This is a genomic window from Longimicrobium sp. (assembly GCA_036389795.1).
Classification (GTDB): Bacteria; Gemmatimonadota; Gemmatimonadetes; order Longimicrobiales; family Longimicrobiaceae; genus Longimicrobium.
In genome coordinates, this window is record DASVWD010000090.1 from 38,120 (window position 1) to 58,519 (window position 20,400).

The following is a 20,400-nucleotide window of genomic DNA, read 5'->3' on the forward strand; positions in this document are numbered from 1 at the left end:
GCTGCGCGTTCGCAGGACAGATCCCCGTGGTATGCCTCCCCGCACCGGCATGCGGAGACAGCCGATGGAGCGCATCCGTCCCCGACCGTCGTGGTGGAAGTGGGCCGCCCTGGGCGCGGCCCTCGTCATGTCCGGGCTGCTCGTGGGCTGCTGCTCGCGGTCGCGGCTCGACCTGGGGCCGCCCCACCGCGCGCCCCTTCCCTCCGCGCTCGTCATCCCCACCCCCGACGCGGCCCGGCCCGCCGCCTCCGACACGATCACGGAAGCCTCGATGCGCAACGTGGCCCTGCACGTGGACGACGACGTGCGCCTGCGCATCCGCCAGCTCCGCGGCCGCATGCACGACCTGAGCGGGCAGCACGTGGTGCTGCTGGACGACAAGAACGCCATCCGGCTGGACGTGGCCTACGGCGAGATGGCGATCTCCGGCCGCGACCTGTCGATCCTGCTCAACCGCTACGTCTTCGGCTACCCGGGCTCGCCGCTGCGCGACCTGGTGGTGAGCGTGTCGAACGGCCAGCTCGTGCAGCGCGGCGTGCTGCACAAGGTGGTGGACCTGCCGTTCGAGATGACGGCCACGCTGAGCGTGGCCGACGGCGGCAGGGTGCGCATCCACCCCACGCGGCTGAAGATCTGCGACGTGGACGGCTTCGGGCTGCTGCGCGCGGTGCGGTCCGACCTGGAGAGCCTGGTGGACCTGAGCGGCGCCCGGGGCGTGGAGGCGGACGGCAACGACCTGCTCCTGGACCCCATCGTCATCATCCCGCCCCCGAAGATCGCCGGGCTGCTCACGGCGGCCCGGATCGAGGGGCAGGAGGTGGTGATGGTCTTCGGCAGCGCGGGGGCGCCGGGGGCCGGGCCGCTCGCGCCGGCGGTCCCCGCCAGCAACTACGTCTACTTCCGCGGCGGGACGCTGCGCATGGGCAAGCTGTTCATGCCGCAGGCGGACCTGGAGGCGATCGACGGCGACGAGAGCGACCCGTTCGACTTCTACCTGGACTACTACCACTCGCAGCTGGTGGCCGGCTACCACATGACGCGCCCCAACTACGCGCTGGTGGCCTGGATGCCCGACTTCGACGACCTGGGCACCCCCGCGGCGCACCTGGGCCCCCCTCCCCTGCCGCACGGTTGAACTGCCAGGCTCACACGGAGGACACAGAGGACACGGAGGAACGGCAGAAGCTCTCTGCGTCCTCCGTGTCCTCTGTGAGATCTCGACGGAGCTTGCCCGGCGCGGGCGCCCGCCGTACGTTCCGCCCCATCCTCCGCCGATCCGTCCGCTTCCCTTCCCGATGCTCGCCGCGGGCGGGATCGGGCACTACCCGGCGTCCGCGTGGGTGCCCCGATTGAAATCGGGGGCTACAACGGCGCAAAGTCCGCCTGCGCGGACTGCTCGCCGAGGCTCGCTGACATAAGGAGGGGCGGCGAAGCGGAGAGATCTCGCCCCCACAGCCTCGCGGGGTTTGCGAGGCTTCCTGCGGTTGTTGCCGCGACTTCAGTCGCCCGACCTGAGCCCAACCCCCTGAGAACCGACCCCGAAAACACATCCCAACCCAAATCCAGTCATGCACTTCGACCGATCGACCTCACGTCGTTTCACGCCGCTCCGCCGCCTCGCGGGGCTCGCCGCGCTCGCCCTGATGATCGGGGTCGGCGCCTGCGCGTCGGCCGGGAAGCGCTACGAGCAGGGGGTGGAGCTGGAGCAGCGCGGCCGCCCCGCCGACGCCGCCCGGCGCTACATCGACGCGCTCGAGAAGGACCCGCGCCTCGCCGACGCGCGCGCCCGCCTGCAGGAGACCGGCGACCGCGCCGTGCAGGAGTACGTGGCGTACGCCCAGTCGCACGAGGCCTCGGGCGATCCCGGCGAGGCCGCCGAGTCGTTCCTGCGCGCCGACAACCTCCGCCGCGACGCCGCGGCCGTGGGCGTGACCCTCAACGCCCCGGCCGACTACCCGTCGCGCCGCCGGGCCACCTTCGACCGCGCCATCGCCCACGCCGTCCAGGGCGCCGCCGCGGCCGCCCGCACCCAGCCCGACGAGGCGGACCGCGCCCTGGCGCGCGCCATGGAGCGCTGGGAGCCCACGCCGACGCAGCGCCAGTCGCTGGCCCGCGCCCGCGTGGACGCCGCCGTCGCCGCCTCCGAGGCCGACCTGGCGCAGGGCCGCTACCGCGCCGCCTACGACCGCCTGGAGCGGCTCCGCCAGGCGGTGGCCGGGGCCGACCCCGCGCAGCTCGACGCCGCCCGGCGCGTCCAGGAAGAGGCGCTGCGCCGCGGCACCCTGCGCGTGGCCGTCCTCCCCGTCTTCGCCGCCGCGGCCGAGGAGGGGAGGCTCCCGGGCGGGTTCCTGACGGACCTGCAGGACGAGCTGGAGACCGGGGAGTGGATGCGGCCGCCGCGCTTCGTGGAGGTGGTCGACCCGCGCGAGGTGCGGCGCGAGTGGCGCCGCCGCGGCGACCCCCGGCGGGTGCCCTCCAGCTGGGAGGCCGAGCGCCTGGGCCGCGCGCTGGGCGCCGCCGTGGTGGTGATGGCCGAGATCGACAGCGTGGCGCGCCTGGAGACGGACGTGCGCAGCACGCGCCGCCCCGCGCGCACCCAGGCCGGCGCCGACACCGCCTACACCGTGCGCGAGGGGCGGCAGACCACCTGGGCGCGCGTCTCCTACTCGCTCGTCGACGTGCAGGGCGGCCGCACGCTGGAGCGCGGCACCGTGGCCGCCGAGGGGGGCGCGCGCTTCCGCCGGGCCACGTTCGCGGGCGACTGGCGCACCCTGGCCCTCTCGCGCGACGAGCGCGAGCTGTTCCTCGACGACCGCCGCGGCGACATCGACCGCGAGCTGGCGCGCGAGCTCCTGGCCGGCCTCTCCGACCGCCTGGGCCGCGAGGTCTACGACCTGGTCCTGCGGCGGGTGGACTGACCCGCAGGGGAGAGGGGACAGGGGACAGGGAACAGCCGGCACGTACCGAGCGCGTGAAGTCCACCCTCTCCCAGACCTGGGAGAGGGTTGCCGCTCTAAGGCGGCGGGTGAGGGCCCCGGCGCGGCGCAGAAGCTGGTCGAGACGCGCGGGTCCTCGCGAACGACGTTCCCGTCGCGAAGTGCCGAGGTGTTTTCTTCCTTTGCCCTTCCCCGCCCCGGCGCGTATTCTTCCCTCCCAACCGAAACCCGTCCCCCGGTCTTCGCCCCCTCCGCCTTTCATCCGAGGACTTCATCGTGCACCCGCCGACCATCCCCCCCGCCGGCCCGCTCCGCCGCGCGGCCGCGGCCGGGCTCCTGCTCCTCGCCTCCGCGCTGGCCACGGGCGCGGCGTCCGCCCAGACGGCCGAGGAGCGCACGGCCCGCTACTTCGAGTCCATCCGCGAGCGGCCGCCGCTGCTGACGGCGTTCCTGCGCGAGATGCCCAAGGGCGGCGACCTGCACAGCCACCTCTCCGGCGCCGTGTACGCCGAGAGCTTCCTGCGCTGGGCGGCCGAGGACAGCGCCTGCATCGACGTCCGCGCGCTCACCTACGTGGGCCCCCCGTGCCGGCCCGCGGGCGACACCCTGGTCCGCGCGGCGCAGGCGGTCGCCAATTCCGCGCTGTACGGCCGGCTCGTCGACGCCTGGTCGATGCGCAACTGGAACCCGGCGCGCGACAAGAGCGGCCACGACCAGTTCTTCGACACCTTCGGGAGGTACGGCGCCACCGACCGCCGCACTGGCGACATGCTGGCCGAGGCCGCCTCGCGCGCGGCGGGCGGGCGGGTGAGCTACCTGGAGCTGATGCTCACCCCCGACGGCAGCGCCGCCCGCAACCTGGGCGCCCAGGTCGGCTGGAACGACGACTTCGACCGCATGCGCGAGGCGCTGCTCGCGGCCGGGCTGCGCGGCATCGTCGCCCGGGCGCGGGCGCGGCTGGACAGCGTGGAGGCGCGGCGCGACACCGTGCTGGGGTGCGGCACGGCGCGGCCCGGCCCCGGGTGCGGCGTCACCGTGCGCTGGCTGTACCAGGTGGCCCGCGCCCGGCCGCGCGAGCAGGTGTTCGCGCAGATCCTGATGGGCTTCGAGATGGCCACCGCCGACCCGCGCGTGGTGGGCTTCAACCTGGTGCAGCCCGAGGACAATCCCCTGGCCATGGGCGACTTCTCGCTGCACATGCGCATGATCGACCACCTGCACCGGCTCTACCCGAACGTGCGCATCTCGCTGCACGCGGGCGAGCTGGCGCCGGGGCTGGTCCCGCCCGAGGGCCTGCGCTTCCACATCCGCGAGTCGGTGGAGGTGGGCCACGCCAGCCGCATCGGCCACGGGGTGGACGTGATGCACGAGGACGGGGCCACCGAGCTGCTGCGCCGCATGGCCGAGCGCGGGGTGATGGTGGAGATCGCGCTCACCAGCAACGACGCGATCCTGGGGGTGCGCGGCGCCGACCACCCGCTCTCGGCCTACCTGGCGGCGGGCGTCCCCGTGGCGCTGGCCACCGACGACGAGGGGGTGGCGCGCTCGGAGATGACCCTGGAGTACCTGAAGGCCGCGCGCGAGCAGGGGCTGGACTACCGCACCCTGAAGGCGATGGCGCGCAACTCCCTGCAGCACTCCTTCGTGGGCGGCGAGAGCCTGTGGATCGACCCGCGCCGCTTCGTCCCCGTGGCCTCGTGCGCGGGCGGCCTGGACGCGCCCCGCTGCCGCGAGCTGGCCGCGCGCAGCCCCAAGGCCCGCCTGCAGGTCGACCTGGAGCGCGCCTTCGCCCGCTTCGAGGAGCGCTGGTCGCAGATGCCGCGCTGAGCGGCAGGTCTTCCAGACACGCAGAGGCGCCGCGGCGAGGTCCACCGCGGCGCCTTCTTGTTTCCCGGCCTCCTTCCCGTGCGAGCCGGTCAGGGCTTCTCGATCCGCAGTGTGGCCGTGCAGCGCCCACGACCCAAACGGTGCGGCGTGACACGACTCACCTCACTTGACGAGATTCGATATGCCTATTATCGATTATCAATAAGGTGACGGAACTACACGGGCCAGCTTCGAGATAGACCGATGTCGAGATCACAGGCAGGGGCTCTGGTACTGACGCGGAGGGTGCTCCGCGTGCTGATCGCCCTGAACCTGGCGGCAGGCTTCCTGATCCTGGCGCTGCTGGTGGCCAGCCTGCTGGCCGAGTCCTGGGTCATGACCGCCCTCGGCGTCCGCCCGGGCGAGGGCCGCCAGGCGCTGATCCTGGGAATGCGTCTCGTCGCGCTCCTGGGCATCGCCGCGGTCCCGCTCGTCCACGTCGTCCTCACCCGCCTGGCGGCGATCGTCGAGACGGTCCGCGCCGGCGACGCGTTCGCGCCCGGCAACGCGATGCGGCTGCGGACGATCGCCTGGGCGGTGCTGGGGCTGGAGGTGCTGCACCTGGTCGTGGCCGCCGTCGCGGCCGCCGCCTCCTCCCGGGGCCAGGCGCTGGACATCGGCTGGGCGCCGTCGCTCACGCGCTGGCTCGCCGTGCTGCTCCTCTTCGTGCTCGCGCGCGTCTTCGAGGAGGGCGCCCGGATGCGCGAGGAGCTGGAGGGGACGGTTTGACCATGCCGATCATCGTCAAGCTCGACGACGTCCTCTACGCGCGCCGGATGACCCTGACGGAGCTGTCCGACCGGGTCGGGATCACCCTGGCGAACCTCTCGATCTTGAAGACCGGCAAGGCGCGCGCGGTCCGCTTCTCCACGCTGGAGGCCATCTGCGAGGCACTGCGGTGCCAGCCGGGGGACCTGCTGGAGTTCGTGCCGGGGCCGTCCGGGGCCGTGGAGACCGGGGAGGAGTGACGTGCGGCGCGGCGCCCGGCGGCCGTCAGCCGATCAGGAGCGCACATTCACCTTTTGATCGCATCGCCCGGGCGGGAGCCCGGGGGGAAGGAGTGCACCGTGCAGGAAGTATCCACTCTTCGGCTGTACCTGCTGAGAGGCACGTACCTGCTCATGGTCGTGGGGCTCGGGCTCACGATCTGGCCGCTCCTGCTGAGCGGGGAGATCCCGGAGCACATGCGGGGCGTGGTGTGGAGCGTGCTGGCGGCGGTCTCCCTGCTGGCGCTCCTGGGGATCCGCTACCCGCTCAAGATGCTGCCGCTGCTCTTCTTCGAGCTGGTGTGGAAGTCCGTCTGGGTGCTGGCGATCGGGCTCCCGCTCTGGTCGTCCGGCCAGCTGGGCGCGGGTACGGCGGAGACGATGAAAGAGTGCCTGATGGGCGTGGTGTTCCTGGTCGTCATCCCCTGGCCGTACGTGCTGAAGCACTACGTCAGGGCGCCGAGCGACCCCTGGAGGGGCGTCGCGCGCGTCGCGGCGGAGAGGCCCCGGCCCGCGTGACCTGCGCGGATCCTGAACCGGCGGATCGCCGACCCGTCCACCCCGGCTGGATCACGTACGCAGGTTCTCCGACGCCCCGGTCACGGCTTCTCAATCCGCAGCGTGGCCGTGTAGCGCTCCGGCGGCCCCTCACGCGTCGGCAGCGGGTCCAGCCGCACCAGGTGGACGCGGTACGGGCCGAGCGCGGCCGAGCGCGGCTCCACCGGCGTGGCGAGGACCACGCCCTCCACGCGGTCGTCCACGCGCAGCTCCAGCTCCACCTTCGCCTCGCCGGCGCGCACGCACTGCACCCCCTGCGGGCAGCGCGAGTCCTCGGCCACGCGCAGGAAGGAGACGGCGAGCCGCTCGCCCTCCACGCCCGCCGTCTGCCCCGGCGCCAGCGCGACCTCTTCCCCCAGCCGCGCGGGCACCCGCGGCTGCGTGGACGGGTAGGGACGCGGACACGCGGCCAGCGCGAGCGCGAGCGCCGCCGCGGCGAGGGAGCGCAGCGTCATCTGACCACGCGCGCATCCGGCGGGGCCACTATTTCGAGCTCGTGGTCGACCTCGCACTCTTCCTCGCCCGAGTAGGGCACCTTCGCCCCCTTGGTGAAGCGCCCGCTCCGCCGGTCCCACACCAGCTCCATCTCGGTGAACTTCCGCGCCGTGAAGAGCTCCCGCAGCTCCTCCTCGCGGTCCTCGGGGAGGGCCGACGTGAAGACGTGGAAGGTCGCCGTCGTCCCCTCCCGCGGCCACTCGATCGAGTACGCGCCCAGGTCCAGGAAGAAGCGCGGGCCGATGCCCCTGGGGAGCGGGTGGTCGCCCCAGAAGTCCGCGTAGGTGACGGCCGGGAGCACGTCGCGCGCCTGGCGGGGGGTGAAGCGCCCGCCGGAGAGGGTCCAGAACCAGTCGCCCCGCGTGGAGCCGGCCGACTCGTCGAAGTCTTCCGCGTGCAGCACCACCAGCCGGTCGCCGTTGCCCTGGACGAAGTAGGTGAGCACCAGGTCCACCCCGTACGCCTCGTCGACGTCGCTCGGGAAGAACAGCCGCAGGTAGCCGTTGCGCGTGTCCACCACGGCCTCCGACGGGCCGCGGAGCGCGCGCTCCACCTCCGCGTTCCTCTGCTCGAAGGTGCCCAGGCGAGCCCTCACTCCCGCGAGCGGGTCCGCGCCCGGGCGGGGGGCGGGGAGCGGGAGCGCCAGGAACACCTCGCGGACGTCGCGCGGGCCCGCCACGATCTCGGCGCGCGTGCGCGGCGCCTGCCCCGCCGCGCCCGCGGCGGTGGCGCCCAGCAGGGGCAGCACGGCCAGCAAGAGCTTGTTTCGCAAGGGAAAGTCTCCCGGGTCGACGATCTTCGCGGCGCGCGGTGGGATGGAGAGAGAGGCCGGCGGAGGGACGCGCCCTTCAGGGATAGGGCTTCCGCCTCTCCGGCACAAGGCTCGTGTCCCAGTGCCGGCCGTGGGAGAGCGCGGCCGAAAGACGAAGGGCGGAGCTGCCGCCCCGCCCTTCGGCGCTCTCCGCGCGGCCGGGACCGGAGCCCGGCCGCCGGAGCGAGCGGACGCCCGCGTCAGTACCCGGGCTGCGCCGGACAGACGAAGGGGCTGCCCGATCCGCCGCAGTCCTGCGACCCTCCGCACTCGGCGCAGATCGAAGCCGGACCGGCCGGCCCCGTGTCGGCCGGCACCTGCGTCGACGCGAGCGGGGTGGTGGGGAACGACTGCACGTCCAGGCTTTCGGGATCGAGGCGCATCGCGGCTTCTCCTGAGGGGATGGTCAGAGCGAGGATGACACGTGACAAGCGTACCCGGACGACGCGGATCCTGTCAATCAATTCAAGCGGTGGATACGCGTTCCCCGGCCGGGCGAGGCCACGTCGGTACGCCCCCGCCACGACGCAAGCTGCATTGGGGACAAAACCGCCGTCGATGGAATTCGGTGTCCCACCCGCCGTGAGGCATCTCTGCCCCTCCTGGACCGGTACGCCCCAGGAAGCGGCCTGCGAACTCACTCCCGGTAGACGCCGATCTTCATCTCCAGTCCGCCCGCATTCGCCGACGCCGCGGGGACGATCGCCGCAAACGCCTGGCGGGCGGGGACGCCATCCGGCGCGCGGAACCGGCCTTGCCAGACGCGGCGACGACCGCCCGTGACCGCACCGGGCGGCCGCGGCGCCATGGGGGCGCCGCACGTTTCGAATAGATCGAAGGGGAAACTCCGATGAACCTGCACGCCTTCCTGCGCGGCGGCGCCGTCCTCGCCGCGCTCCTCGCCACCGGCGCATGTAACGACCAGATCACCGATTCCGCGGCCCGGCCCCTGCCCGGGGACACGGTCCCCCGCACCACGATCTCGATCGCGGCGCTGCCGTCGGTGAACGTGGTCGCCCTGATCGACACCGTCGACAACACCATCATCGCGGACTCGACCAGCGCGTACGACGTCCCGACCACCACGCAGACCAACCACTTCCGCGCGGCCGTCGACTCCGTGCTGGCGGGCCGCGTGGCCGGCGCCGACGCGCTGCTCGCCCAGTACGGCTACGACGTCTACTCCATCCGCGAGGCGGTCACCGGCGACTCGCTGGTGGTGTTCCGCGAGCGGGCGCCCGCCGGCGGCGCCGACGTGCCGCGCGGGTGGGGGACGTACGTCTACAACCCGTCGCCCACGGCGCGCCGGGCCGACATCCACGCCAACCACCCGATCAGCGACCTGAACACCGAGGACATGGCGGCCGACCTGTACCAGCGCTGCCGCTGCCGCTGGCTGTTCGTGGCCGGCGCCGAGCGCGACGCCAACCACCTGGACCCGGCGCAGCAGTCCGACATGGCGCGGGTGACCAACAGCGTCTTCCACCAGATGTACACCCGCGTGGCCGCGGCCAACGTGCGGACCCTGTCCATCCACGGGTTCGTCGCGTCGAAGCACACCCTGCCGTCCGGCGTGGACCACGTGCTGAGCAACGGCGGGCGCTTCCTCAACGACGCGGCGCAGACGTACACGGCCGCCGACACCACGCTGCGCACGCGGCTGGTGAACAACGGGTTCGTCTCCGGGCTGTTCAACCGCGACGCGGGGTACGACGAGCTGGGCGCCACCGTCAACCCGCAGGGCCAGCACTCCAACAACTCCTTCGGCTTCGGCCGCTGGATGAGCATCGAGACGGAGAAGAACGTGCGCGACAGCACCACCCTGCGGGCCACGATGAACACCGTGCTCCGCCAGTGGATCATCGACTTCCCCGCGTAGTGCGCCGGGCCTGAAGTCCAACCGACCACCCACAACCGGGAGCGGCCCCGGGCGGAATCCGCCCGGGGCCGCGCGCGTGGATGGCACTGCGCCGGAGCGGCGCGAAGGAGCGGGCGTCAGCGCGCCGACGCGAGCAGGTCCGCGGCTTCGCGCCGGATCTGCGAGTCACGCCAGTCCCACAGGCGGCCGGGCCGGAGCTCCACGGAGACCGGCGTGTCGTTCCAATCGTCTCCCCTCCCGTACGCGAACGCGCCGAGCGCCTGCACGCCGACGGAGTAGGCCAGCAGCACGGCGAAGGCGGCCGCCGCCCACCTCCGGCGCCGGTACAGCTCCGCCGCGGGCACCGAGAGCACCACCAGGACCGCGGCCGCTTCGGTCAGGAGCCGGGGGCCGTACGAGTACCCGCCCCACCAGGGGACCCAGGCGGCGATGCAGACCAGCTGCGAGGCGAGGAACAGCGCGGCGACGGCGTACACGGGCGTTCCGCGGAAAAGCCCACGCCGCCAGGCGACGTAGAGACCGGCCACTCCCGCCAGGAGGAATGGACTGTAGACGAACAGGCCGCGGCTCGGACTGGCCAGCACCCCCGCCAGCCCCTCCGCGAAATTCCCCCGGAAGCCGGTGTCGGGCCGCGCGTACGGAGCGTATCCGCCGCGCAGGTCGTGGAAGACCACCCAGTTGTAGGCGGCGGTGGCCGCGCCGGCCAGCGCGCCGGGGAGCGCCAGCGCCGCGGTACGCGCGAGAGACCGGCTCGTCCAGGCGCCGACGAGGACCAGGGCGATCCAGAAGAACAGGTTGGTGGGCCGGATGGCCATCGCCACCCCCGCGAAGAGCCCCGCGAGCCAGGCCCGGTCGGGCCTCCTGGCCAGCACCGCGAGCGAAAGCAGGATGAACAGGACGCCCGCGCCGTGCTGCCAGAGCGCCTGGCTGGACGTGGTCCAGGTGGTGGTGCCGAAGGCGAAGCCCAGGGCGAGGACGAGGGCGAGGCGCCTGTCGGCCAGTGCCGAGAGCAGCCAGTACATCGCCACCACGCTGAGCGCGGCGACCACCGCGGCCGCGCGCTTCTCCATGGTCGGCGCCAGGCGGAGGACCTCCCCGGTCGACCAGCCGTCGCCCCGCCGCGCCCACACGACGGGCACGTAGAGGGGTGTGACCAGGACCGGCAGGGCGATCGGGTAGGTCGAGTACAGCCTCCCCCGCGCGGGCGTGAGGTGGTAGTACCGCATGCGCGCATCGGCCGGCATCCGCTCGAGTCCGGCCGCGCCTCCGGTCTCCTCGGCGTAGAAGCGGTCCAGCGTCACGGTGCGGTCGAGGAGGATCGAAAACGGGATCAGCTGGGCCGGCCGGGAGTCGTTCGCGGCGATCAGCCGGTGGTTCGCGCAGTATGCGCCCACTCCCAGGAGAAAGAGGAAGAGCGAGGCCGGCCAGGGCGAGGCGGAGACGGCGGACAGGAGCCGCGCCAGCGACCGCGGCCTCCGACCGTGCAGGAGCAGGAGCGATGGTTCCATGATGGCGTAGCGCCGCCGTCACCGGTTCCCGGAGAGCTCCGGCACGGCAGGTTCATGAAATGTTTCTCTGGTAACGCACCCGAACGCTGGATAATAAGTCATCCCATTAAGAACGCAACCAAATGGACAAGTTGAGGAGACCCGGGGAGTGGCTGAACCGCGGGACGGCCGGCTCAGGTGGCTCGGAGCTGAAGGGGACGAGAAGACACCGGGACGGACTCTCCGGGTCTCACCGCGTCACACGGAAAGAAGAGGGGGATGCCGTGCGCACCCCCCTCCGTTCGCTCGTCCGCCGGAAAGACCGTCGCGAGGATTTCCGCTAATGGCCTGATCCGTCGGCGCCGGCTCCGGGGTGGTCCCCCGCCGAGGCGTCCCAGGCCCGTCCGTCACGCCGGCGTGCGCCGGCGGCTCACCCGCCGCGCTGCTCCAGCACGAGCTGCCGGAGCCGGCGGTGCCGCATCTCGGGCTGCGCGGCGGCAGCGTGGCTCACGGCAGCGGCAGCCGGATCTCCACCTCGGCGCTCTGGACGCGGGTGCCCGTGGGCACGAAGCGCAGCATCACGCGGGCGGAGTCGGAGACCAGCCGGTCCTGCGGGTACTGCGCTCCGGTGGCGGTCACGCGCAGCCAGGCCGGCACCTCCGTGCCCTCCGGCGGGGCGCCCGCGAACCAGTGCACCGTGCTGGCGAAGTGGCCGTTTGCGTCGATGATCACGCCCGGGGAGTTGCACGGGCACTGGCCGTCGGGCCGCAGGAAGCCGCTGAGGCCGGAGCCCGGGACCGGCGCTCCGTTGCGGTCGACGACCCGGCCCACCACCGACGCGCAGGCGGCCGCGCCGAACTCCCCCGCGGGCGACCGGCAGATCCCGGCCTCCGGCTCGATGCGCGTGGGCGTGGCGCACCCGGCCGGGAGCCCGGCGGCGAGGAACAGCAGTGGAACGAGGCGATGCAGGGACATGGCACCGGGGAGAGACAGGGATGGCGCGACGCTTCCAGTCCACGCGCGTTCAAGTAGCCCGACCAGCCTGGAAACGCAAGGCGTGGCGGGGTCGTGGACGCGTCCCGCATCCGGACCGCGGGCACTCGACCCCCCGAGTGAGGCGCGCTAGATTGGGATGATCCCGAAAACATCCTTTTCCTCGCCCCCGATGCGAAAGGCACGTATGCGCAAGCTCAAGCTCGACCTGGACGCCCTGGCCGTCGACTCCTTCGACACCCGCGCGGCGTGGCCCGGAGACCGGGGCACGCTGTTCGGCCGGAGCGGGCCGGCTCCGTGGTCCGAGGCGACGGTCTGCTGGGGGCTGACGTGCCCCGAGTGCGGCGACACGGCGTACGCGCTCTGCACCGCGGCTGCGTCGAGGACACCGCCGACGGGTGCGGCGGCGGCGGGTCGGGCGACACGTGCAACACCTGCCCCGAAACGGGGGAGACGGCGTGCGCGGAGTGCCCGTCCACCGCGCCCCTCTGCACCGCGCCCGAAGGCGGTTGCTGATCCTGGCCGATCCCGATCGGCGCGCCGCCGGTCCGGGCCGGCGGCAGGTCTTCGATGGAGTGAAGAGGCGTAGACGGTGAAGGGCGCCGCGGCCGTGCAGCCGCGGCGCCCTTCTTCGGACCCGGCGGCGGACGCCCGCTACATGGCGGGCAGCCGGGACACCACCTTGCCGTCCGCGTCGATGAACTCCAGCCGGGCCACGTCCAGCGAGTCCACCACCATGCGGATCCGCGGCCGGCCCGCCGTGTCGTGGACGCGCACCTCCGCCGTCCTCCCCTCCTCCCCCACGAACACCCGCTTGATCTCCCACTTCCCCGCGGTGAAGAAGCGGCGGCGCAGCGCCCGCATCGCGGCCGGGCGCTCCGCCTCGGGGAGCCGGTTGATGGAGTCCTGCGCGAGGGACCACTCGATCAGCAGGTGGCGCGGCAGGTGCGACACGTGGAGCCCGGCGCCCCAGTAGCCCGGCTGTTCGGTGTAGTTGAGCGTCACCACCTGGTCGCTCTCGAAGCGGTCCAGCGAGAGCTGGCCGAAGGCGGTCACCGAAGTGTCTCCCCGCTCGCTCCGGAAAACGAGTCCCCCCGCCTCGTCGCCCTCGCCGTTGTAGAAGATCAGCCCGCCGATCCCCTCGCGGTCGGAGTACTCGCGGCCGTTCATGACGTTGCCGGGGAGCCGCGCCTGGTTGGCGATCACCACCACCGGCCGGCCGTCCGCCTCGACCACGTTGATGCGCTCCACGTCGATCTCGGTGAAGCGCTGCCTCTGCCGCGCCCCCTGGAACGCGCCCAGGAACAGGAGCAGGAAGAGGAGCGTGGAGCCGGCGGCGTACAGCTTGAGGAAGCGGACCTCCCTCTCCAGGCGAGTCGTCATCGCGATCTTCTCTCTTTCTGGGACCGAAGCAGCAAGGGGTGCCGTTGACCACGGCACCCCTTGTTCCATTCACCGCACCTGCGGCTCACACCAGCGGCATCGGCTTCGGCGGGTCCTGAGAGTAGAAGCCTTTCGCACAACATGGATCTGAGGCCATTCTATTCGGTAGACGTAGGTAGCTTCTCCATGCTGGCCTCCGCCCTCTCTAAAGACATCCGAGTGGTACCTACTGCGTCTATCAGTACATAGTGGTCGACAGGCGCACGGCGTGAAGGAGAGACTCGTGTCATACGAACCCAATAAAGCAGTGGATTTTCGGGAAGGTCATAGTGGATAACCGAATCACTTGAAAATTCCATGCCCTTCGAAGAGTGCGTAGTGGCAATGATGACCTGTGAAGCCCGCAGACGTTCTTCACTTAAATCAACTACATTGGATTCACCCAATCCAATGAGAACACTCGTCTGAAAATCACGTTCTTTTGTAAGTTCACTTAGATAAAGCGCAGTTTCGCGCGAATCCGTATAGAGGACCACAGGTTCCGTGCGCTTGCGTGAGAAGAGCTTGAGCAAAATAGTTTCACACTGGGACCACTTAGAATCGCCGGTTATGCGTTCCAAGGCGTGGAGTAAATTAGTCGCTTCCACCCTGCCCCGCTCACCCAGATCCACTCTAGTTGAAAGCTCTCTCTCAGATCTATCCAGATCCGGACGCCATTCCGCCTCATGCGCAATCACGGCACGGCGTAGCACCTGCTCGACTGCATACAAGGAACTCCCCCACGCACGTAAAAGTGAGTGAGCAAAGACTGCATCCTTCGGGGAAGCAGCGGTCAATTGATCCGTACTTGCCTTGATTTGACGTGCAAACTCCGCCTCAGCTTCCGAGAGTTGTACCTCGACGGGATGAATCCGCCGCTCTGGCATAACTACAGCTCTCTTCACGCTCCACTGCACAATTTGTGTGGCAGGCCGTCTCAACCCATACATGGCCAAGTCGGTAGACGGAAGCACGGCAAGGACTGACGTAATCTTTGAAGAAGCCCAGAACACACCGAGTACCTCGCTCCACTGCGCGACCAGAGCAGCGTCAGAGCCGTCGAACAGAACTTCATCCCATTCTGTTGCAAGTACCTCAGCGAGACGATGTCCTTTCATAAGGAACTGGGGTGAGACAAGATAGTAGCCGCTCCCGAGCCACGGATTCCCACTTAAGTCGGACTCCGCTTGCATGCGTCGGTATGCGGGGGGATCAACAAGCCGCACCGGAGCTGAAAATCGCTCCATACGCATCGCGTATTGCTGAAGGAACTCACCAGGAGCTATCACTAGCGAACGCCCTCGCCGCAACTCTGACAATTGTGGTAGTGCAGCAAGCGCAGCAATCATCGCACTGGTCTTCCCGCTCCCTGGCGCACCAGAAAGAACGAAGCGTCGTGGTGGATGGGCAGCTTTCACCAACTCTACAAACTGCAATTGCTCCGGAGACAGAATGGCTGCTGGATCGATCTTTCCGTGATCAATCATCCTGATCCTCCGGAGCACTGGGCTGGGCCGTTTGAGCCTTATCGCGTAGCCAGTCACGCATGGCCACAAGATCTTGCTGGTCTAAACTGCTCAATTCACTGCGGAAATGAAGCACCTGATTCCGGAGAACACGAATGCGCTCGAGCTTACTACTAATAAGAGCGCGGTTCTGGCCTAGCGTACCCTCGAAATACTTCCAATTTTTTCCGGAGATTACAAGACTACGAAGATCTTCAAAGGACATTTCATCCAGCTTCTCAGGTACCTGACGCTGTTGCTCTTCGTACATCTTCCGGATGGAGTTATCGATGCATTCAGAGAGCAATGCTCCTGGGGTACGCATCGTGATCAGTGCTCGCAAAGCCTTTTCTATCTCACCTAACAGTACGAATGGCTTTGCAAGCTTGTAAAGGTAGCGGAGTGCGTCGGTCGGGGTAGCTACCGCCTGCAGTCCTGACGGTGAACCAACGAGGATCGCCTCACGCTCTTCAAGCATCGGGAGAACAGAATGCAAGCTATCTCGGACGGTAACGAAAGGAACAGATTCCATGACATCTCCAACTAACAGCGTGTGCAACTCGAACTTTGGTTCGGTCGCAACTACGCGAGCCAGCGTAGCGAACGAAAACAATCCCCTCACGGTCCCGTTATCTATAACAGGCACCTGAGAATAACCCGCGGACAGCATCAGACGTAGCGCCTCACCGACCGGAACGTGTGGACCGACCGAGAGAACTTCGACTTCCCCGGGAAAAAGATCCCCAACCTCGTGGAACGAAGTCGGATCTAGATGACGGTTCATCTAACCGCTCAGCTTTCTCTTCGTAGACTTTAGAGGAGGTGCCGCAACCGCGACACCTCCTCTACTCGCCCCAAGCGCCCTCACACCAGCGGCATCGGCCTGGGCGGGTCCTGCGAGTAGTCGTAGAAGCCCTTGCCGGACTTGCGGCCGAAGTAGCCGAGCGAGACCATGCGCTTGAGCAGCGGCGGAGAGGCGTAGCGCTTCTCCTTGTACTCGCGGAACATGATGTCGCCGATCTTGTCGAGCGTGTCGAGGCCCACGAAGTCGCCCAGCACGAAGGGGCCCATCGGGTAGCCGGTGCCCAGCTGCATCCCCTTGTCGATGTCGGTGATGGAGGCCACGCCCTGCTCCAGCGCGCGGATGGCGTCCATCATGTAGGGCACCAGCAGCAGGTTCACCACGAAGCCCGAGTTGTCCTTGCAGACGATCGGCTCCTTCCCCAGCGACCTGGCGAACTGGAAGGCCGTGTCGAACACCTGCGGGTCGGTAGCGATGGTCTTCACCACCTCCACCAGCTTCATCACCGGCACGGGGTTGAAGAAGTGCAGCCCCACCATCCGCTCGGGGCGCTTCGTGGCCGCCGCCATGTCGGCGATGGTGAGCGACGAGGTGTTGCTGGCGAAGATGGTGTGCGCCGGGCACACCGCGTCCAGCGTCTTCCACATCTCGTTCTTCACCGCCAGGTCCTCGACGACGGCCTCGATCACGATGTCGCAGTCGCGCAGCTCCTCGAGGCTCGTGGTGCCGCGCAGCCGGCCGAGCGTGGCGTCGCGGTCCTCGGCGGCGAGCTTCCCCTTCTCCACCGCCTTGCCGAGCTGCTTGCCGATGCCGCCGATCCCGCGCTGGCACAGCTCGTCGCTCACCTCGCGGACGATGGTGTCGTAGCCGGCCGCCGCGCTCACCTGGGCGATCCCGCTCCCCATCAGCCCGCACCCCAGCACGCCCACCCGCTTGATCTCCATCCGCTGCTCCTATGGGTTGTGATCTTTCCAAGAAGTGCCCAGTGCCCAGGAACTGCACTGCCCTCGCGCTCGGGACTCGACGCCATGCACTACCTACTGGGCACCTGGCACTGGGCCCTGGGCACTGCTGTTCAGATCCCCAGCTGCTTCCGCCAGTCCGGCTTCTGCGGCGGCAGCTTGAGCTCGTTGTGCTCCAGGCGGTCCAGGAAGCCCTCCAGCTTGTCCTGGAGCTGGCGGGCCGTGTAGCGATAGCCCACGCGCATCCCCAGGATCCACGCGGCGAACATCGGCACGCCCAGCAGCGCCAGCAGGTCCGGCGCCCCGGTGACGAGCGCGAAGGTCGCCGCCCCCCCGGCGGTCATGGTGCCCGCCGCGGCGGCCCCCGCCAGCACCCCCGCGCGGGTGGGGCCCAGGTCCACCGACAGCTCCACCAGCGCCTGGTCCTCGCCGGCCAGGGCCACGCCCACGTCGAGCTTCTCCAGGTCCAGCGTGGGCTGGCGCGAACCCATCTTCCCGAAGGTGCGGCTGAGCGCCGCCCCGATCCCCGGGGCCTGCGCGTAGCGGGTGCGGTCGGGGAAGCGCCGCTCCACCACCATGTGCTCGCATTCCAGGAGGTAGCGCTCCAGGAACATCCCCAGCTCCGCCGCCGGCCGGCGGATGGTCCGCGACGCGCGCACCACGCCCGGCCCCATCACCCCCGCCACGAAGCCGCGCTCGGCCGGCGGGCGCGAGCGCACCTCCGAGATGGCGCGGCGGACCACGTGCGGCTCCAGCCCCAACTCCTGGCCGATGCGCACCACCTCGTCCTCGGTGAGCCCCTCGGCCGTCTCCTCGCGCGCGCTCTGCAGCTCCGCCGCGCGCTGGAACACCGCCTCCAGCTCCACGCTGGTCAGCCGGCGCGCGGGCAGCCCCGCGCTCCCCGGCGGGCCGGGGGGCGCGGGAGCACGGTCGGGGCGCGGCGCGGGGTGCTGGTCGCTCATCGGTTTCTAAGTGCCCAGTCCCAAGTGCCCAGTGCCCAGGAACTGCACGGCACCCGACACGCAGGGCCTTTCCTGGGCACTAAGCACTGGGCACTGGGCACTGTCGTTCAGTCCGCCGCCGCCCGCTCTTCGACCGGCGCCGCGGCTTCGGCGGCCGCCGGGAACGCCTCGACCACCACCGCGATCCCCTGGCCGCCGCCGATGCAGGCGGTGCCCAGCCCGAAGCGCTTCCCCTGGCGGCGCAGCTCGTGGAGGAGGTGCACGGTGATGCGCGCGCCGCTCATCCCCAGCGGGTGGCTCATGGCGATGGCCCCGCCCGAGACGTTCACCCGCTCGCGGTCCAGCCCCAGCTCCTTCTCCACCGCGCAGTACTGGCTGGCGAACGCCTCGTTCACCTCCACCAGGTCCATCTGCCCCAGGTCCATCTCCGCGTTCTTGAGCGCCGCGCGCGAGGCCGGCGCCGGGCCGATCCCCATCTCCTTCGGCTCCACGCCCGCGATCCCCCACGAGACCAGGCGGCCGATCGGCTGCAGGCCGTTGCGCCGCGCGTACGCCTCCGACGCGATCACCAGCGCCGCCCCGCCGTCGCCGATCCCCGAGGCGTTGCCGGCCGTCACCGTGCCGCCCTCCTTGAAGTACGGCTTGAGCTTGGCCAGCATGTCCACCGTGGTCTCGGGCCGCATGTGCTCGTCGCAGGCGAAGGTCGTCTCGCCCTTGCGGCTCTTCAGCGTGACCGGCGTGATCTCGGTGTCGAAGCGCTTCTGCTCGCACGCCAGCTTCGCCAGCGTCTGCGAGCGGCAGGCGTACTCGTCCACCTGGTCGCGGGTGATGCCGTAGCGGTCGGCCAGGTTCTCGGCCGTCATCGCCATCGAGCAGCCGGCGAAGGTGTCGGTGAGCGCCTCCCAGAGCAGGTCCTCGTAGAACTTCCCCGAGGGCCCCAGCCGCTGGTCGCCCCAGCGGGCGCCGCGGATCACGTGCGGGGCCTGGCTCATGCTCTCGGTGCCGCCGCAGAGCGCCACCTCGGCCTGGCCCAGCATGATCTCCATGGCGCCCGAGACGATGGCCTGGAACCCCGAGCCGCACAGGCGGTTGAGCGTGAGCGCCGGCGTGTCGAGCGGGAGCCCCGTCTTGAGGCCGATGTGGCGCGCCAGGTAGATGGCGTCGGACGAAGTCTGCAGCGCGTTGCCGAAGACCACGTGCCCCACCTCCCCGGCCGGCACCCCCGACTCCTCCAGCGCCGCCTTCGCGGCGAACACCCCCAGGTCGGTGGCCGAGAAGTCCTTGAGCGACCCCCCGAACGTCCCCATCCCCGTGCGCTTGGCGGAGAGGAAGACGACGTCGATGTCCTTGCCCTGCGTAGCCATATGCCTTCTTTCGGATCGTCGGTTGAGTGGGCGGAAGTCGAAGCGCGACAATATGTCCCGGGGGTGGGGCGGGTCGCAAGCGAGGGGAAGTGCGTGAGTGCGTGAGTGCGAAAGTGCGAAAGTGCGAGAGGAGGGACGCTCGCCACCGGCCGGTGTTGTTTGCTGTCGAAGCCTCGCGCGGTTTGCGAGGCTTTCTGCCGTTGTAGCCGCGGCTTTGCCGCCTTTCATGCGCGAAACCCCGCCCTTCCCTGCCGGCCCTTTTCACGAACGATAGATTGAGCGCCCGCGGCTCGTCGTCCGTGGGAGCAACGGAGCATCCTCCAGGGTGGGGAGAGGGGATGGCGTACCTGCTGGCGCTCGCGTCGTCGCTGTTCTACGGCGCGGCCGACTTCCTGGGCGGGCTGGCCGCGCGACGCACGGCCACCTTGCCGGTGGTGGTCGTGTCGCAGCTGGCCGGGCTGCTGCTGCTGCTCGCGGTGATGCCGCTGCTGGCCCCGGCGGCGCCCGCCGGGACCGACCTGGCGTGGGGGGCGGCCGGCGGGGTGGCGGGGGGCGTGGGCGTGGGGCTGCTGTACCACGCGCTCTCCATCTCGGCCATGAGCGTGGTGGCGCCCGTGACGGCCGTGTGCGCCATCGCCGTGCCCGTGGTGGCCGGGCTGGCGCTGGGCGAGCGCCCCGGCGCGGGCGCGCTGGCGGGGGTGGGGCTCGCCGCGGTGGCCATCGGGCTCATCAGCCGCGAGCCCGCGCCCGACCGGCCGGTGCTCCTGGGCGCCACCGGCCGCGGCGTGCTGCTGGCGCTCGCCGCGGGGCTCGCCATCGGCGCCTTCTACGTGGCCCTGGAGCGCACCGCGCCCGCGGCGGGGCTCTGGCCGCTGGTGGCCGCGCGAGCCACCAGCGTGGCGATGCTCGCCGCCGTCGCGCTCGCCGCCCGGCGTCGGCTGCGCCCGGACCGCGGCGCGCTCCGCATCATCCTGGCCGGCGGCGCGCTCGACATGCTGGCCAACCTGCTGTACCTGCTGGCCGTGCGTCAGGGGCTGCTGAGCGTGGTGGCGCCGCTGGCGTCGCTGTACCCGGCCGCCACCGTGCTCCTGGCCTGGATCGTCCTGGGCGAGCGCCTGCACTGGTTCCAGGGCCTCGGCCTCGCGTTCGCCGCCCTGGCCATCGCGCTGATCACGGGCGGCTAAAGCCGCGGCTACAACTGCAGAAAGCCTCGCAAACCCCGCGAGGCTTCAACCCAAATCCTGCTGGGGAAAAAGCGAGCACCGTTCGGAAGTAGTAGATTGAGAGAGACTTCCGGCAAGAAGGATCTCACAACCCACTACACCCAAACGGTGCTCGCATGAAAGCTATCCAGAAGCGGCCCTACGTACAA

General features: G+C 70.2%; 20 protein-coding genes. 8 read left to right on the forward strand and 12 right to left on the reverse strand.

Annotated elements, in window-relative coordinates:
- Positions 1–64 precede the first annotated feature (64 nt).
- From VF746_11680 to VF746_11705, 6 genes are all read left to right on the forward strand, one after another.
- Positions 65–1,135: a hypothetical protein gene (locus VF746_11680; protein ID HEX8693074.1), complete on the forward strand. Its 1,071-nt coding sequence runs from the start codon at positions 65–67 to the stop codon at positions 1,133–1,135.
- Positions 1,136–1,568: 433 nt separating this feature from the next.
- Positions 1,569–2,918, forward strand: coding sequence for a hypothetical protein (locus VF746_11685; GenBank protein ID HEX8693075.1), 1,350 nt, complete (start codon positions 1,569–1,571; stop codon positions 2,916–2,918).
- 294 nt (positions 2,919–3,212) lie between these two features.
- A complete protein-coding gene (locus VF746_11690) occupies positions 3,213–4,763 on the forward strand; it encodes a hypothetical protein (GenBank protein HEX8693076.1) in 1,551 nt (516 codons plus the stop codon).
- Positions 4,764–5,057: 294 nt separating this feature from the next.
- A complete protein-coding gene (locus tag VF746_11695; GenBank protein HEX8693077.1) occupies positions 5,058–5,531 on the forward strand; it encodes a DUF2975 domain-containing protein in 474 nt (157 codons plus the stop codon).
- A 2-nt stretch (positions 5,532–5,533) separates the two neighbouring features.
- The gene (locus tag VF746_11700) at positions 5,534–5,770 is read left to right on the forward strand and encodes a helix-turn-helix transcriptional regulator (protein ID HEX8693078.1); all 237 of its coding nucleotides are present in this window, start codon (positions 5,534–5,536) and stop codon (positions 5,768–5,770) included.
- A gap of 99 nt (positions 5,771–5,869) precedes the next feature.
- Entirely contained in the window at positions 5,870–6,307 is a 438-nt protein-coding gene (locus tag VF746_11705) for a hypothetical protein (protein ID HEX8693079.1), read from the forward strand.
- An 80-nt stretch (positions 6,308–6,387) separates the two neighbouring features.
- Here the strand turns inward: VF746_11705 and VF746_11710 are convergent, their stop codons facing one another.
- The 4 genes from VF746_11710 to VF746_11725 form a co-directional block, all read right to left on the reverse strand.
- A complete protein-coding gene (locus VF746_11710; protein ID HEX8693080.1) occupies positions 6,388–6,801 on the reverse strand; it encodes a hypothetical protein in 414 nt (137 codons plus the stop codon).
- Positions 6,798–7,613, reverse strand: a complete 816-nt coding sequence (locus VF746_11715; protein HEX8693081.1) for a hypothetical protein — start codon at positions 7,611–7,613, stop codon at positions 6,798–6,800. Before VF746_11715 ends, VF746_11710 begins: the two co-directional genes overlap by 4 nt.
- Positions 7,614–7,852: 239 nt before the next feature.
- Positions 7,853–8,035, reverse strand: coding sequence for a hypothetical protein (locus tag VF746_11720; protein HEX8693082.1), 183 nt, complete (start codon positions 8,033–8,035; stop codon positions 7,853–7,855).
- Between the two features lie 254 nt (positions 8,036–8,289).
- Entirely contained in the window at positions 8,290–8,460 is a 171-nt protein-coding gene (locus tag VF746_11725; protein HEX8693083.1) for a hypothetical protein, read from the reverse strand.
- Between the two features lie 42 nt (positions 8,461–8,502).
- On the opposite strand from VF746_11725, the gene VF746_11730 reads away from it, so the two are divergent.
- A complete protein-coding gene (locus tag VF746_11730) occupies positions 8,503–9,531 on the forward strand; it encodes a hypothetical protein (GenBank protein HEX8693084.1) in 1,029 nt (342 codons plus the stop codon).
- A 116-nt stretch (positions 9,532–9,647) separates the two neighbouring features.
- Here VF746_11730 and VF746_11735 read toward each other — a convergent pair whose 3' ends face one another.
- The 8 genes from VF746_11735 to VF746_11770 form a co-directional block, all read right to left on the reverse strand.
- Positions 9,648–11,039, reverse strand: a complete 1,392-nt coding sequence (locus VF746_11735) for a hypothetical protein (protein HEX8693085.1) — start codon at positions 11,037–11,039, stop codon at positions 9,648–9,650.
- A gap of 486 nt (positions 11,040–11,525) precedes the next feature.
- A complete protein-coding gene (locus tag VF746_11740) occupies positions 11,526–11,993 on the reverse strand; it encodes a hypothetical protein (GenBank protein ID HEX8693086.1) in 468 nt (155 codons plus the stop codon).
- Between the two features lie 672 nt (positions 11,994–12,665).
- Positions 12,666–13,394: a hypothetical protein gene (locus VF746_11745; GenBank protein HEX8693087.1), complete on the reverse strand. Its 729-nt coding sequence runs from the start codon at positions 13,392–13,394 to the stop codon at positions 12,666–12,668.
- Between the two features lie 158 nt (positions 13,395–13,552).
- On the reverse strand, positions 13,553–14,920 hold the full coding sequence (locus tag VF746_11750) for a helicase-related protein (protein ID HEX8693088.1): 1,368 nt from the start codon (positions 14,918–14,920) through the stop codon (positions 13,553–13,555).
- Positions 14,913–15,722 carry a CBS domain-containing protein gene (locus tag VF746_11755; GenBank protein ID HEX8693089.1) on the reverse strand — a complete coding sequence of 270 codons (810 nt, stop codon included), beginning with the start codon at positions 15,720–15,722 and terminating at the stop codon, positions 14,913–14,915. Before VF746_11755 ends, VF746_11750 begins: the two co-directional genes overlap by 8 nt.
- Before the next feature lie 80 nt (positions 15,723–15,802).
- Positions 15,803–16,684: a 3-hydroxybutyryl-CoA dehydrogenase gene (locus VF746_11760; GenBank protein ID HEX8693090.1), complete on the reverse strand. Its 882-nt coding sequence runs from the start codon at positions 16,682–16,684 to the stop codon at positions 15,803–15,805.
- Between the two features lie 131 nt (positions 16,685–16,815).
- On the reverse strand, positions 16,816–17,664 hold the full coding sequence (locus VF746_11765) for a hypothetical protein (GenBank protein HEX8693091.1): 849 nt from the start codon (positions 17,662–17,664) through the stop codon (positions 16,816–16,818).
- A gap of 107 nt (positions 17,665–17,771) precedes the next feature.
- Positions 17,772–19,028 carry an acetyl-CoA C-acetyltransferase gene (locus VF746_11770; protein ID HEX8693092.1) on the reverse strand — a complete coding sequence of 419 codons (1,257 nt, stop codon included), beginning with the start codon at positions 19,026–19,028 and terminating at the stop codon, positions 17,772–17,774.
- Between the two features lie 338 nt (positions 19,029–19,366).
- On the opposite strand from VF746_11770, the gene VF746_11775 reads away from it, so the two are divergent.
- Positions 19,367–20,212: an EamA family transporter gene (locus VF746_11775; GenBank protein HEX8693093.1), complete on the forward strand. Its 846-nt coding sequence runs from the start codon at positions 19,367–19,369 to the stop codon at positions 20,210–20,212.
- The last annotated feature ends 188 nt before the right edge of the window (positions 20,213–20,400 follow it).

What these genes read in the sequence shown, in the direction of transcription:
- VF746_11710 (HEX8693080.1), bottom strand. Translation starts at nt 6,801, where the DNA reads ATGACGCTGCGCTCCCTCGCCGCGGCGGCGCTCGCGCTCGCGCTGGCC.
- VF746_11755 (HEX8693089.1), bottom strand. Translation starts at nt 15,722, where the DNA reads ATGAACCGTCATCTAGATCCGACTTCGTTCCACGAGGTTGGGGATCTT.
- VF746_11745 (HEX8693087.1), bottom strand. Translation starts at nt 13,394, where the DNA reads ATGACGACTCGCCTGGAGAGGGAGGTCCGCTTCCTCAAGCTGTACGCC.
- VF746_11775 (HEX8693093.1), top strand. Translation starts at nt 19,367, where the DNA reads ATGGCGTACCTGCTGGCGCTCGCGTCGTCGCTGTTCTACGGCGCGGCC.
- VF746_11720 (HEX8693082.1), bottom strand. Translation starts at nt 8,035, where the DNA reads ATGCGCCTCGATCCCGAAAGCCTGGACGTGCAGTCGTTCCCCACCACC.
- VF746_11765 (HEX8693091.1), bottom strand. Translation starts at nt 17,664, where the DNA reads ATGAGCGACCAGCACCCCGCGCCGCGCCCCGACCGTGCTCCCGCGCCC.
- VF746_11735 (HEX8693085.1), bottom strand. Translation starts at nt 11,039, where the DNA reads ATGGAACCATCGCTCCTGCTCCTGCACGGTCGGAGGCCGCGGTCGCTG.
- VF746_11680 (HEX8693074.1), top strand. Translation starts at nt 65, where the DNA reads ATGGAGCGCATCCGTCCCCGACCGTCGTGGTGGAAGTGGGCCGCCCTG.
- VF746_11685 (HEX8693075.1), top strand. Translation starts at nt 1,569, where the DNA reads ATGCACTTCGACCGATCGACCTCACGTCGTTTCACGCCGCTCCGCCGC.
- VF746_11750 (HEX8693088.1), bottom strand. Translation starts at nt 14,920, where the DNA reads ATGATTGATCACGGAAAGATCGATCCAGCAGCCATTCTGTCTCCGGAG.
- VF746_11770 (HEX8693092.1), bottom strand. Translation starts at nt 19,028, where the DNA reads ATGGCTACGCAGGGCAAGGACATCGACGTCGTCTTCCTCTCCGCCAAG.
- VF746_11740 (HEX8693086.1), bottom strand. Translation starts at nt 11,993, where the DNA reads ATGTCCCTGCATCGCCTCGTTCCACTGCTGTTCCTCGCCGCCGGGCTC.
- VF746_11730 (HEX8693084.1), top strand. Translation starts at nt 8,503, where the DNA reads ATGAACCTGCACGCCTTCCTGCGCGGCGGCGCCGTCCTCGCCGCGCTC.
- VF746_11725 (HEX8693083.1), bottom strand. Translation starts at nt 8,460, where the DNA reads ATGGCGCCGCGGCCGCCCGGTGCGGTCACGGGCGGTCGTCGCCGCGTC.
- VF746_11760 (HEX8693090.1), bottom strand. Translation starts at nt 16,684, where the DNA reads ATGGAGATCAAGCGGGTGGGCGTGCTGGGGTGCGGGCTGATGGGGAGC.
- VF746_11700 (HEX8693078.1), top strand. Translation starts at nt 5,534, where the DNA reads ATGCCGATCATCGTCAAGCTCGACGACGTCCTCTACGCGCGCCGGATG.